Raw genomic sequence first — 13825 nt, 5'->3', positions numbered from 1 at the left:
CGTACCGCCATTCGCGGCCCTCTCAGTCATCAATCAGTCCGGTGTGGATCTCGCCAGCTATCGGCCATGGCGGCGCCGCGGGCTTCATTGACGGGAATGGCGGCGAGGAAGGCCGCCACGAACAGGGCCAGACAGAAGAGGATGGCATCGGCCAGACCCAAATAGGCCTGGATGATGCCCAGGCCAAGGATGCCGAAGATGGCCGCGGCCTTGCCTGCCAGGCCCCAGAAGCCGAAGAATTCGGCCGACTTGCCGCGTGGCGTGAGCACCCCCACCAGGGCACGCCCGGCCGACTGGCTGGAGCCCAGGCTGAGGCCAGCCAGGGAGCCGGCGAAGAGGAAGACGTACTGGGCCTCCCAGTTCACGTCCAGCCAGCGCTCGGCGAGGGCGGTCAGACCCGGGGTTTGCCAGATGGCAATGATGGCCGCCATCCACAGGACCAGCGTGATCATATAGGTCAGGCGGGCGCCAATCCGGGACTGGATCCAGCCGAAGCCGATGGCGCCAATGGCGGCGGTAATCTGCACGGTTACAAACATCATCGCCCGCACATGTTCTTCCCAGCCAATGACCTGGGCGCCGTAGATGAAAGAAAAACTGATGATGATGTAGATCCCGGCCATGACGAAAAAGACCGACACCAGCAGGATGCTCAGATCCCGGAAGCCGCGCAGATTGGAGACCGTATGCCCCAGGCGTCGGAAGCCGATGCGAAGGTAACTCTCCCCCACTGGCGGCGGTCGGCGCCGGCCCCGCTCCTTCAGCCAGATGAAGGTGGGCAGGGCGGCGAGCAGGAAGAAGGCCGCCGCAAATGGCCCGACCCAGCGAATGCGGTCGAAATTGGCTTCGCTGACTTCGCCCAGGATCAGCAGGGTGAAGGCTGTCGCCACCAGGCCGCCGATATAGCCAAGGCCCCAGCCGAGGCCGGATATCCACCCCAGGGCCTTCTTCGGGCCCAGGTCCGGCAGGAAGCTGGCAATGAAGTTTTCCCCGATCGCATAGGCGAAATTGGAGATAATGATCAGGACCACTGCCAGCGTGATCCAGCCCGGTTCCACGAAGTAGAGCAGGGCGGTGGCAATGATGGTGAGCAGGTAGCTGGCGAAGAGGAAGCGTTTGCGGGAGCGGGAGTAATCGGTCAGGGCGCCACAGACCGGCCCGGCGGTCACCACCAGGAAATAGCTGGCCGCCAGGGCCAGGCTCCAGAGCAGGTTGCCGAGGCGATAATCCGGCCCGTCGCCGACAATGATCCGGGTGAACAGGTCGCCGAACACCACCGTGATGATCAGCAGGGTGTAGGCCTGATTGGCGAAGTCGAACATCGCCCAGCCGAAGATTTCCCGTTTCGGTGCCAGTTTTCTGCTGACCACTGTGGCAACTCCCGCGTGCTGACCTGTGTCGCATCCTAACAGCTTGAAGGCCCGTGCTTACCCGAGACAGTCCGGAATCAGGGGGCATTGCGTGGCGTGGCGGGGTGCGATCCGCTAGCATCACCCATTTGGGGTATGTGCAAGGCGGCCGGGATATGTCAGATTAAGTCCATTGTCGGGACGATGGGTCCTGGATCCGGACCGGTCGGCGATTGCAGGGAGAGGGGATAATGAGAAAGGCAATGCCCGCGGGGGGATACCGAGAAAGCCTGGCGCGAGCCCGGGCCCTGGGCCTGATTCTGACGGCAATCATCCTGTCAGGGTGCGCCACCTATGGCCAGGAAGTGGGGGAAGCTCTCACTCTGGCCGATGCCGGTTACTACGAAGCCGCCCAGGAAGGTCTGGAACAGGTTCTGGACGCGGATGGCAACGATCGCCTGCTCTATCACCTGGAGCGGGGCGCGGTCGCCCACCTGGCCGGGGATTTTGAGCAAAGCATCGTCCTGCTGGCCGAGGCGGAGATGATTGGCGAGGATCTCTACACCCGCTATTTCCGCGATGGCCTGCGTTCGGCAATGAGCAATCCCCGCAACGCGCCCTATCGCGGCACCGTCTATGAACTGGCCTACATTCATTATTATCAGGCGCTGAATTTCGCGGCCCTGGCCCAGGCCAGCGACAACTGGCGTGACCGCCGTGATCATCTCGACAGTGCCCTGGTGGAAACCCGCAAGCTGGATGCCCGCCTGCATGAGCTCTCCATCCTGGAGGGCAGCTACGAGGAAGTCAGCGAGGGTGGCCGGCGGAACACCATCATGTCCTCCCTGCTGGTGGGCTTTCACGGCATGAGCGAGGAGATCGCCGATCGCGACAGCCTGCGCTTCAGGGACGCGGCCTGGCTGCGTTACCTCACCGGCGTTCTCTACGAGATGGCCGGCGAGCTGGACAATGCCCGCATCGCCTATACCCAGGCGGCGCAAATCTACGAGGACGGCTATGCCGCCCAGTATCTGCTGGGCGAGGATTTCCTTCGCCAGGCCTGGTTCGATGCCTATCGACTGCAGCACCGCACCGACGGCTGGCGGGGGCGGGAAGACGAGGCCCGGCAGCGAATCGGAGCCGATGGGGTGGAGCGGATCAGCAACAGCAGTGGCGAGGAGGCACATCTGCTGGTGATTCAGCATGTGGACCGCCTGCCTCCCAGGGGCGAGCTCAACCTGATCATGTATGCCGACCCCCGTCGCCGTTCCATTACCCTGCAACCCTGGACCGGTGGCACCCATGATGAGCGGCTCGCCCAGTCGGCCTGGTTTCAGACCATGTATGCCGATACCGGTCCCCTGGCAATGATGGTTCATTACAGCCAGGGTGGTCTGGAAGGGGCCTTCCGGGGCGTCTTCGAAAAGAGTTTCTATGTGGGCCCGCTCTGGGGCCAGTTGGAGTCCTGGGGCATCATTCGTGCCCTGCAGGGCGGGGTTCGGGTCACCGTGCCCTATCCGGGGCCGCCCCGCCCGGAAGTGAGTCCCAGTTTCCTGGAAATCGATGGCCAGCGCGAAGTCCTTGCCCGGGCCGATAATCTGACCATGATGGCCTACCAGGACATGCTGCTCAGTGCGGGCGATGAACTGCGTCGCGAGGTTGCCCGTCGCTTGCTGCAGAACGCCCTGGCCGAGCTGGCGGCCCAGGAAATGGAAGAACGCGGCGGTCTGCTCGGGCAGCTGGGCGGATTGGCCGCCCGCACTGGCACCGCCGCGGCCAGTCGTGCCGACACCCGTGCCTGGCAGACTCTGCCGGCCGAGGTGCGCGTGGCGCGGATTCCGGTGGAGCCGGGCACCAGCCGGGTGCGCTTGCGACAGGGCGAGTTTCTGGGTGGCGAGAAAGGTCTGGCGCCGGCCGTGGAAGTGTCGCTGGAGCCCGGGGAAATCCGCCTGCTGATGTCCCGACGGCTCAGCAACCCACCCTCGATTGAGTTGCCGGGCGACAGTGAGGGCGCCCCGCGGCTGGAAGTGCTGACCTTGAACTGATTATCCGGGCCTGTCCGTGAGGTGCCCCATTCGGGTAGGGGCGGGCAGGCCGGAAATGCACTAGTCTATGGACATCAATTGACTGTTTGCCTGAATGGGAGGGAGAAAGAATGAAAGTCTTTGCACGCTGGATCTTGTTGGCCCTGGTGGCTGTTGCTGTCAGTGGTTGTGGTGGAACCCAGGTTGAACGGGTGGGCGCCGATGAGCAGGTGGACCTGACCGATCGCTGGAACATCACCGATTCCCGCAATGTTGCCTCGGTAATGATCGATGACATGCTCACGTTTCCGTGGTTGGAGCGTTTCCGGGCGGATAACCCGGATCGTGATCGTCCCCGGGTGATCATCCAGTCCGTTCGCAACCGCTCCCACGAGCATATCCCGGTGGATACCTTCATCAACGAGCTGCGCCGGGAAATGATTCGCTCCGGCCGGGTGGATTTCGTGGCCGGCGGGGCCGAGCGGGATGAAATTCGAGACGAGCGCCGTGATCAGGAGTTTCATGCCGACCCCGAAACCGCCGCCCGCATGGGCCGTGAGCTGGGGGCGGATTACGCCCTGGTGGGTTCAATCGACTCCACCATTGATCGCCTGGACGGAACCCGGGTCACTTCCTACCAGGTGGACCTGCGTCTGGTGGATGTGGAAACCAATGTGGACGTCTGGCACGGGCAGCACCAGGAACAGAAGGTGATGCGACGGGCCCGGCGCGGTCTCTGAGGTAAGCAGCCATGATGCTTCGCAAACTGTTCAGCCTGGGCCTGTTGCTGCCATTGGTGGTGGCCTGCGCCGCGGGCCCTGCCGGCGACGCCAATGCGGACACCGGCGTTCCCGACTGGGTGCTCAACACCCCGGATGACCCCCGTTATGTCCATGGCGTGGGTTCGGCTCCGCTGCGCGGTGACCCTGCCGAGGCTCGCCGTGCGGCGGCGGACCGGGCCCGCAGTGACCTGATCTCCAATATGCGGGTCACGGTGGCCGGCGAGACCACCGCCTGGGTGGAGCGGGTCCGGGAAGGGGCCACCGGGCCGGTCACCCGCGGTTTTGCCCAGGAAGTTCGTGCCAGTGTGCCGGAGACGACTCTGGACGAAATCGAAATCGTGGAAGCAGTGCCGGATGGGGCGGAAGAAACGCTCTATGTCCTGGCCCGCCTTGATCGTCCGGCCGCCACCATGCGGCTGGGCAATCAGCTTCGCGATATCCGTGAGCAGCTGGACCTGTTCAGGGAACGGGAGATACCGACTGGAGACCGTATCCGGGCGGTCCGTGCCCTGAAGCCGGCGGCTGAGTTGATTGGCCGTGCCGATAGCATTGAACAGCAGTTATCCATGGTGTCCACCACGGGTCTGCCCAATCGGCCGGTGGCGGACGACTATGCCGATGTGCTGGAGCGGCTTTGGGAAGCGCTCAATTCACTGCGCCTGGATATTGATGACAGCGGCATGGAGTCCCGCTTGCGCTCGGGCTTGCGCGAAGGTCTGATACGCGAAGGCCTGCGAGTCGGCGGCGACGGCAGCCCGGACCTGATCATTGGTGGCGAGCTTCGCTTGCGCAATGTTCAGCGGGGACAGGATCACTTTGCCTTCGCCGAGGGTGAGGTGGTCATTCGTGAACCGGATGGCCGGGTGATCGGGCAGTTCCGTCAGGAGCTGCGCGAAGCATCCAGTGATCCCGGCCTGGCCCAGGATCGTGTCATTGGCAATCTGGCCGACTCTCTCGGGCAGTCCCTGGGTGAGCGCCTGTTCCAGTTTCTTTGATTGTGATTATTGAGAGGAGGGAAGAGTCCCATGCTGAAAAGAAGTCTAGTGCTGCTTGCTGCAGCGAGTTTCCTGGCCGCCTGTGGCGGTACCCCCGAACGCGCCCCCGAGGATCGCATCCCGGAATGGGTGGCTGATCCTCAAGGTCAGATCAGTGACGGCATTGCCGCCACCAACTGTGTGCCGGCGTCCGACCAGTTCGCCATTGATCGCAGTGAGGCGGTGGCCCTGACCCGTCAGGCCCTGGCCAATCAGATCGAAGTGGCGGTGGAGTCCATGGAGGAGACCTATCAGCAGCGGACCCGTACGGCCGAGGGGGACACCGTGACCGGTTCCACCTTCCAGAGCGTGTCCCGTCAGCTGGCCGATGTGACTCTCCAGGGGTCTCGGGTTAACCGCACCGACTACGAGACCATCAATGAGCAGCGCCAGCTCTGCACCATGGTGGTGGTGGGCGAGCGCTCCATGCGGGAATTGTTCGACAATATCCTCGCCGCCAGTGACCGACCCGTCGCCGGTCAGGATGAGGCTGTGCTGTGGGAGCAGTTCCGTCACGCCCAGGCCCGTGATGAGATGGACGAGGCTCTGGAGCGTCGCCGCGGTCAGTAAGCTCTGAGTGCTGCCGGGGCCGGCAACGTGCCGGCCCCGGCATGGCCCGCTGCATGGGGGATCTGTCATGTTTATCGTGGTGCCGTCCAATCTCCGGCGGGGCGGGCTGGTTCTTGTTGTCGCCCTGATACTCGCTTCCTTCCTCACCGTGGCCCTGGCGCAATCCGATTTCGAGCGCTGGCGCCAGCAGCAAGAGTCCAGCTATCAGGAATTTCGCGATGCCCGGGATCGGGCCTTCATGGATTATCTGGAGCAGCAATGGGCGGCCTTCGAGTCGCGGCCGGCGCGCCAGGAACACGAGGCCCCCAAGATCGATGAACCGCCGACGGTAAGCGAGAAGCCCGAGCCCCCCAGGGAAAGACCGGCCCCGCCCCCCATTGAGATCACCATTCCCGAGCCGGAAGAAGAAGCCGTGGTCGAGGTGGAGCCGGAGCCGGAAACCCCGGCGGGCGAATCACTGCGCCTGGCCTTTTATCTGGCTGAAGTCGGGCTGCGCAAGGACCCCGACACCCCGACCTTTCGACTCAACAGTGTCGATGAAGAGGGCATCAGTGCCTTCTGGGCTCACATGAGCCAAAGCGACTATCAGATCTTTCTGGATGCCGCCGAGGCAGCCAATCGGGAGCTTGGCCTGAATGACTGGGGCCTTGCCCGCCTGCACTACAAGGCCGGGCGCGCCCTGTTCAATGACGACGTCAACATGGGGCGCCTGTTTGCCTGGTACATGCTGTCCAAGTCCGGCTTCGATGCCCGGGTGGGTCATGACGGACGTCGTGTGCATCTCATGTTGCCGGTCCGGCAGCGTCTTTATGCCACCAATTACTTCACTCTCGATGGCCAGGAATATTACGTGGTCAATCCCGCCGGTCTGCCCTATCAGGTGGATCGTCTCTATACCTACGAGGGCAGCTATCCGGATGCCGATAGTCGTCTCGGCATGGAAGTGGAATCCCCCTGGGGGCTGCCGCGCAAGGAAATCCGGCGTGATCTCGGCTTCCGTTATGCCGGCGAGGAATATGACGTTCCGGTTCTGGTCAACCGCAGTATCATCGAGTTCTACCGCGATTACCCCCAGACGGAACTGGAAGTCTATTTCAATGCGCCGGTGTACGACCGCACCGCCAAGAGCCTGATCTCGGGGCTGGCGCCCCTGCTCGACGAGCGGGACCCGGTGGACCAGGTCAACCTTCTGCTGCGTTTCGTGCAGACGGCCTTCGATTACAAGATCGATCCGGAGAATTTCGGTCGCGAGAAACCGCTGTTTCCGGAAGAGACGATCTATTATGACTATTCCGACTGCGAAGACCGGGCCATTCTGTTTGCCTGGCTGGTGCGGGAACTCACCGATCTCGAGGTAGTCGGATTGCGTTATCCCGGGCACATCGCCGCCGCCGTGGCCTTCCCGGAAGAAATTGGTGGCGACAGCGTCCGCTTTAATGGCACAATCTACGCCGTCACGGACCCGACCTATATCCACGCGGACGCCGGTATGGAAATGCCCCAGTTCGCGGACGTGACCCCGGAAGTGATTGAACTGGCAGCTCACTGAGGATCGACATGCGTTTCATCAGCAAATGCAAACCGGCAATCAAGGAGGCAGGCAGCGACGTGCTGTTCATTGCCCGGTGAGCCCATGCCGGAAAGAAATTTCGCGAGAAAAGCCGGCCCTGGGGCCGGCTTTTTTTTGAGGAACCTCTGCTGGGCCGATTCGCGGCCACAGTAGACACTGAGAGTCGCTGCTTCTGCGTTACAGCGCTTGCCCGTAGCCCAACTACTGTGCTGCGCGCTGCGCCTTGAATCAGCGACTCTCACTGCCAACTGAGGCCGCGAATGGGCCCAGCAGAGGTTCCGGGCCTGGCCCATTAACGCCCGGGTAAAGTTTTGATTTCTTGGCGTCTTCGCGCCTTTGCGCGAGGCGTCTTTTCATGAAGCAACGACAAAACAGGAGAAAACGGAATGGCTTCAGACAGTCCCCTGGTCGTCCTAAAGTTTGGTGGAACCAGCGTGTCGTCGGTGGAGAACTGGAAATCCATTGAGGCGGTGGTGGCCAAACGAAAACAGGACGGCTATCGGGTGCTGATGGTCCATTCCGCCCTGGCCGGGGTCTCCGATGCCATTGCCGGCGCCCTCGACCGGATTGCCGAGCTCCAGCTCGAGTCTCTGATCGATAAGCTTCGTGAACAGCACCTGGCCCTGGCCGCCGCCATGGACCTGGAGGGCATCGACGGCCCGCTGGAGGAACAGCTCGGGGAACTGGGCCGACTATTGGAGGGTGCGCGCCTGATCGGCGAGGTCACACCGCGGGTGCGCGCCCGGGCCATGGTCTGCGGTGAGCGCATGGCCGGCATCCTTGCCCGGGCCCGACTGGCAGTGGCCGGGCACGGCCCGGTCGCCATCGATCCCACAGAGTTGCTCACCATCCAGCCGCGCAATCTCGATGCTGCCGACTACTTGTCCGCCGTCTGTGATGACGCTCATGACCCGGAGGCCGCCAGCGCGGCGGCGCAACAGGGCGCGCTGCTGCTCACCCAGGGTTTCTTTGCCCGTCATCCCGAGGGTGGACCGGCTCTGCTGGGCCGGGGCGGGTCCGACACGTCGGCCGCCTATCTTGCCGCCCGCCTGGGCGCCGAGCGACTGGAAATCTGGACCGACGTCCCGGGCTTGTTCAGTGCCAACCCCCGTGATTTGCCCAGTGCCCGCCTGCTACGGCGTCTGGACTATGACGAGGCCCAGGAGATTGCCACCACCGGTGCCAAGGTCCTCCATCCCCGCTGCATCGCACCGGTGCGGCGCCACGGCATTCCCCTACAGGTCCGCTATACCCCCGACCCGGACATGGCCGGCACCGAGATCGGTCCCGGCAGTGGCGACACCGAGGCCAGGGTCAAGGCCATTTCCAGCCGCGCCGGGGTGGTTCTGGTCTCCATGGAAACCCTGGGCATGTGGCAGGAGGTGGGCTTCCTGGCCCGGGCCTTTGATGCCTTCAAGCGTCATGGATTGTCCGTGGATCTGGTGTCCACTTCCGAGACCAATGTCACCGTCTCCCTGGATGCCGATGCCAATGATCTGGGCGAAGCGGTACTGGACGAGCTGGTGGATGATCTGTCCGGATTCTGCCGGGCGCGGTTGATCCGGGATTGCGCCACGGTCAGCGTGGTTGGTCAGCGCATTCGCTCCATCCTCCATCAACTGGGCCCCGCCCTGGAGGTATTCGAGGAACGGCGCATTCATCTGCTCAGCCAGGCCGCCAACGACCTCAACTTCACCGCCGTGATCGAGGCCGCTGAGGCCCCACGGCTGGTGGAGCAACTCCATCGCAGTCTCATTCACACCGTGCCCGATGACCCGGTCCTGGGGCCCACCTGGCAGCAACTGTTCGAGCCCGGCCCGGATCTGGCACCCGCCCAGCGCCGGGTGGGTTGGTGGTGGCAGGACCGCGACCGCCTGATCAGCTTGGCCACCGAACACGGCCCGGCCTTTGTCTATCACCTGCCTTCCCTGCAGACGGCCATCGATGAACTGGAGCAGCTCAAGTCAGTGGATCGGGTGCTGTATGCGGTCAAGGCCAATGCCCACCCCGACATCCTGGCCCGGGTGGATGCGGCCGGTTTCGGATTTGAATGTGTTTCCCCGGGCGAGGTCAGGCACGTCTTGAGCGAGCGCCCCGGGATCGATCCCGAACGCATCCTCTTCACCCCCAATTTCGCACCCCGCGAGGAATATGCCTTTGGCCTGGAGGCGGGAGTAAGAGTGACCCTGGATAACCTCCATCCCCTGCAGCACTGGCCGGAGCTGTTCAAGGACCGCGACATCTTTCTGCGCCTGGACCCGGGGCAGGGCCGGGGGCACCACAAGCACGTGCGCACCGCCGGTACCCAGTCCAAATTCGGCATTCCCCTGTTTGAACTGGAAGAGGCCGCCCGCCTGGTCGCCGCCGCCGGTGCCCGCGTGGTGGGTCTTCATGCTCATAGCGGCAGCGGCATTCGCAATCCCGACAACTGGCGCCAGATCGCTCTGGTTCTGGGTGAAGCCGCCGAGCACTTTCCCGATGTGGAGATCCTCGATCTTGGTGGTGGCCTGGGCGTGGTGGAGAAGGCCGGCGACGAGCCGCTGGACACCCAGGCCATGGATGCTTCCCTGCGCTCCATGGCAACCGCCTTCCCGGGACGCCAGCTCTGGATTGAGCCGGGACGTTACGTGGTCGCCCGGGCCGGCGTGCTGATCGCCCGGGTGACCCAGACCAAGGGCAAGGGCGAAGCCCGCTACGTGGGTATCGAGACCGGCATGAACTCACTCATCCGGCCATCCCTGTATGGCGCCTGGCATGAGATCGTCAATCTCTCCCGCCCCGATGAACCGGCCACCACCCCGGCCACCGTGGTGGGGCCCATCTGCGAGACCGGGGATGTGCTCGGCAACGACCGCCTCCTGCCCGACTGCTTTGAGGGCGACGTCATCGCCATCGCCAACGCCGGCGCCTACGGCCGCGTCATGAGCTCCAGCTACAACCTCCGCCAACCGGCCCGGGAGGTGGTAATCGAGTAGTTTGCTGGTGGTTCGGTGCTGGATTCCGGTGTTGAGTCTTAGACACAGAGGGCGCAGAGAATCCGCAGAGGAGCGCAGAGGGTTGATCAGGGTGGGGCCGTAATGCCTTTCTGAAAGTCCGTGGCCCTCTGCGGGACCCTCTGTGACCTCTGTGTCTAACACTCAAGGCCCGAATCCGGCACCGAGCGATCAGGGTGTCCGGGCAATCGCCCAGACATCGACCCGGCTGGCCCCGGCCTGTTTCAGGGCCTGGGCCAGTTCGGCGACGGTGCTGGCGGAGGTGACCACGTCGTCGACGATGGCGACGTGGTTCGGGACGGGGCCGCTGACCCGGAACAGGCCGTGGACGTTACGGCGGCGCTGGTCCAGGGGCAGTTCCGACTGGGGGCGGGCGCTGCGCTGGCGTTTCAGCCCGCGAGTCAATATCGGCACCCCCAGTTGTCGACTGAGCGGCCGGGCCAGTTCCACCGCCTGATTGAATCCCCGCTGTCGCCAGCGCGCCGGATGCAGGGGAACGGGCACCAGCCCCTGCGGTGGTTCGATGCCCTCGGCGGCCAGGGCATGGGCGCAGAGGCTCCCCAGCAGTCGTCCCGGCGCCAGTTCATGCTGGAATTTCAGCGCCAGAATCAGGCGATCCACCGGAAAGTCATAGAGCAGCGGGGCCATGATCTGGTCGAAGCCTTTCGGGGTTCGACCGCTCTGGCAGTCCCCGCAGAGTTGTGTCCGGGTGCCCGGCGGCAGGGGGTTGGCGCAACGCTGGCAGGGCCGCCGATTCCAGGGCAGGTCCTGCCCGCAGCCCTGGCAAATGTCCATGCCGTCCTCGCCCACCGCGCCGCACAGCAGGCATCGATGGGGCAGGAGTAGCCCCTCCAGCCGCCGCAGCCATCGGTAAACCATTACTTCCCCTTTTCGGTTGACGGGCTTTTGGTTAGACTCCCCAGCCTGTTCTTTCAAGCCAGCTTACAACTCGCGCCCACGCGACGATTGGGGAATTGCCATGTCTGCCGCCGACCAAAACCTGGATCCCACCGCCGTGCTGGCGCGTGCCCGTGACGGTCAGCCCCGTCATGACTGGACCGCCGCCGAGTCTCGGGCACTGTTCGAAGTGCCCTTCAACGACCTGATTTTTGCCGCTCAGACCGTCCATCGCAAGCATTTCGATGCCAATGAAGTCCAGGTCAGTACGCTGCTGTCGATCAAGACCGGCGCCTGCCCGGAAGACTGCGCCTATTGCCCGCAGAGCGCGCGCTACGACACCGGCCTGGAAAAGGAAAAACTCATGGACGTGGACCTGGTCCTGGCCCAGGCCAGGGCGGCCAGGGAGAAGGGGGCCACCCGCTTCTGCATGGGCGCGGCCTACCGCAGCCCCACCGACAAGCATCTGGACCGCATCATCGACATGATTCGCGGTGTCCGTGAGCTGGGCATGGAAACCTGCGCCACCCTCGGCATGGTGAGCCGGGAACAGGCCGAGCGCATGGCCGAAGCCGGGCTGGACTACTACAACCACAACATCGATACCGCTGAGGAATTCTACGGCGACATCATCACCACCCGAACCTTCCAGGACCGCCTCGACACCCTGGAAAACGTCCGCGAGGCCGGGCTCAATGTCTGCTGCGGCGGCATCATCGGCATGGGCGAGGAAACCGCCCACCGCGCCGACATGCTCCGGACCCTGGCCAATCTTGATCAGCACCCGGAAAGCGTACCCATCAATCAATTGGTCCAGGTGCCTGGCACGCCCCTCCATGGCGAGGAAGCGGTCCATCCGCTGGAATTCGTTCGCAGCATCGCCGCCGCCCGCCTGATGATGCCCGCCTCCCACGTGCGTCTGTCCGCCGGGCGGACCGAGATGAGCGAGGAAACCCAGGCCCTGTGTTTCCTTGCCGGCGCCAACTCCATCTTCTACGGCGACAAACTCCTGACCACCGACAACCCCGAGGCCGACCGCGATCGCGCCCTGTTCCGGCGCCTGGGCATCCGGCCGGAGCAGGCCGAACGGGTTGAAGAACGTCGCAGCCGCTGTGGATCCGCTTGCGCGAGCACGGATGACGAGCAGGATCATGCCGCGGCCGGCTAAGTCCGGCCACAACCTGGACGCCACCCTCGAAGCGGGCCTAGCCGAGCGCGAAGCTGCCGGGCTTTACCGCCGCCGCCGGACCATACAGCGCCGGCCTGGCGGCCGTGCGCGCCTGGCCGGGCGTGACTTTCTCGACTTTTCCAGCAACGACTACCTGGGCCTCGCCTGCGACCCCCGCCCGGCCGAAGCCGCCGCCCAGGCCCTGCGTGATTACGGCAGCGGCAGCGGCGCCGCCCACCTGATCACCGGCCACGGCCCCGAGCATGAAGCCCTCGAACAGGAACTGGCCGACTTCACCGGCCGCGATCGGGCGCTGCTCTTCTCCACCGGCTACATGGCCAACATCGGCATCGCCCAAGCCCTGGCCGGTCGCGGCGACACCATCCTCGAGGACCGCCTCAACCACGCCTCCCTGCTGGATGCCGCCCTTAGCAGTCGGGCCCGCCTCAAGCGCTACGCCCATGCCGACCCCGCCGCCCTCGCCGAACGTCTGAGCACTGCCGATGGCCGGCGACTGGTCATGACCGACAGCGTCTTCAGCATGGATGGCGACATCGCCCCCCTGGCCGAAATTGCCGAACTCTGCGCGGACCAGGGCGGCTGGCTGATGGTCGACGAGGCCCATGGCCTGGGCGTGCTCGGCCCCGAAGGCCAGGGCGCGGCAGCCGCCGCCGGCCTTGGCCAGAGCGAAGCCCCCATTCTCATGGGTACCCTCGGCAAGGCCCTGGGCGGCTTCGGCGCCTTCGTCGCCGGCAGCGAAACCCTGATCGAACACCTGATCCAGCACGCCCGCACCTACGTCTACACCACCGCCACCCCGCCGGCCATGGCCGCGGCGGTCCGGCGGGCCCTGGCAGTCAGCCGCGAGGAAGTCTGGCGCCGCGAACGCCTGGCGGAAAACACCCGGACCTTCCGCGAAGCCGCCGAGGCCCAAGGCATCCCCCTGATGCCCTCGAGCACCCCCATACAGCCAGTCCCCCTCGGCGACCCGACCCGCGCCGTGGTTTTGTCCCGCGCCCTAGAATCAAAGGGCTACCTCGCCCAGGCCATCCGCCCCCCCACCGTCCCGGACGGCACCGCACGCCTGCGTATCACCCTGTCGGCGGCTCATTCGGTGGAGGATGTGCGGGGATTGGTTCGGGTGTTGGCGGAATTGATGTGAGACTGGGGGGGTCGGAGTGTACTCTTACGTTTTTCTGGGCAGAAAATAACGAACGATGCGATGAAGGCCGCTAAAAGTCTGCCCCATTGTGTTGGGAGCACACGGATCGAGGACTGTGATTTAGCGAAGAGTAGACTCCTAGCTGCCGATAGAGGCCGAGGTCTGGAACGGGCTTACTTGAAAAATCAAAAACATCCTACCCATAATATTTGGGCGCATTGGCACACTATTAGTGCCCGTTAGTGAAATCCAGAGGCGGGAGTGAACGTCTAAGTA

The 13825-nt window shown here is 64.2% G+C and carries 10 protein-coding genes; 8 read left to right on the top strand and 2 right to left on the bottom strand.

Annotated features, from left to right (window positions below; translation table 11 throughout):
• Positions 1–29 precede the first annotated feature (29 nt).
• Complete coding sequence (locus tag VCB98_RS07870) at positions 30–1322, bottom strand: MFS transporter (protein ID WP_346051539.1); 1293 nt, start codon at positions 1320–1322, stop codon at positions 30–32.
• 278 nt (positions 1323–1600) lie between these two features.
• On the opposite strand from VCB98_RS07870, the gene VCB98_RS07865 reads away from it, so the two are divergent.
• The 6 genes from VCB98_RS07865 to VCB98_RS07840 all read left to right on the top strand — a co-directional run bounded on the left by VCB98_RS07865 (position 1601) and on the right by VCB98_RS07840 (position 10304).
• Entirely contained in the window at positions 1601–3394 is a 1794-nt protein-coding gene (locus VCB98_RS07865) for a COG3014 family protein (protein ID WP_346051460.1), read from the top strand.
• A 110-nt stretch (positions 3395–3504) separates the two neighbouring features.
• Positions 3505–4113 carry a penicillin-binding protein activator LpoB gene (locus tag VCB98_RS07860; RefSeq protein WP_346051458.1) on the top strand — a complete coding sequence of 203 codons (609 nt, stop codon included), beginning with the start codon at positions 3505–3507 and terminating at the stop codon, positions 4111–4113.
• Between the two features lie 11 nt (positions 4114–4124).
• Positions 4125–5150 (top strand): hypothetical protein, encoded by a 1026-nt coding sequence (locus VCB98_RS07855; RefSeq protein ID WP_346051457.1) that lies wholly within the window; start codon positions 4125–4127, stop codon positions 5148–5150.
• A gap of 30 nt (positions 5151–5180) precedes the next feature.
• On the top strand, positions 5181–5759 hold the full coding sequence (locus VCB98_RS07850; protein WP_346051455.1) for a hypothetical protein: 579 nt from the start codon (positions 5181–5183) through the stop codon (positions 5757–5759).
• A 67-nt stretch (positions 5760–5826) separates the two neighbouring features.
• Positions 5827–7308, top strand: a complete 1482-nt coding sequence (locus tag VCB98_RS07845; protein ID WP_346051453.1) for a hypothetical protein — start codon at positions 5827–5829, stop codon at positions 7306–7308.
• 407 nt (positions 7309–7715) lie between these two features.
• On the top strand, positions 7716–10304 hold the full coding sequence (locus VCB98_RS07840; RefSeq protein WP_346051451.1) for a bifunctional aspartate kinase/diaminopimelate decarboxylase: 2589 nt from the start codon (positions 7716–7718) through the stop codon (positions 10302–10304).
• 189 nt (positions 10305–10493) lie between these two features.
• Here the strand turns inward: VCB98_RS07840 and VCB98_RS07835 are convergent, their stop codons facing one another.
• A complete protein-coding gene (locus tag VCB98_RS07835) occupies positions 10494–11201 on the bottom strand; it encodes a ComF family protein (protein ID WP_346051449.1) in 708 nt (235 codons plus the stop codon).
• 100 nt (positions 11202–11301) lie between these two features.
• Here VCB98_RS07835 and bioB point away from each other — a divergent pair, with 100 nt between their 5' ends.
• Positions 11302–12387 (top strand): biotin synthase BioB, encoded by a 1086-nt coding sequence (bioB, locus tag VCB98_RS07830; protein ID WP_346051447.1) that lies wholly within the window; start codon positions 11302–11304, stop codon positions 12385–12387.
• Positions 12371–13549, top strand: a complete 1179-nt coding sequence (gene bioF / locus VCB98_RS07825; protein ID WP_346051445.1) for an 8-amino-7-oxononanoate synthase — start codon at positions 12371–12373, stop codon at positions 13547–13549. Before bioB ends, bioF begins: the two co-directional genes overlap by 17 nt.
• Positions 13550–13825 lie beyond the last annotated feature (276 nt).

Source organism: Natronospira elongata, from assembly GCF_034931365.1.
GTDB lineage: Bacteria > Pseudomonadota > Gammaproteobacteria > Natronospirales > Natronospiraceae > Natronospira > Natronospira elongata.
The sequence above is the reverse complement of the archived record's forward strand: the minus strand, read 5'-3'. Positions and strand labels throughout refer to the sequence as shown.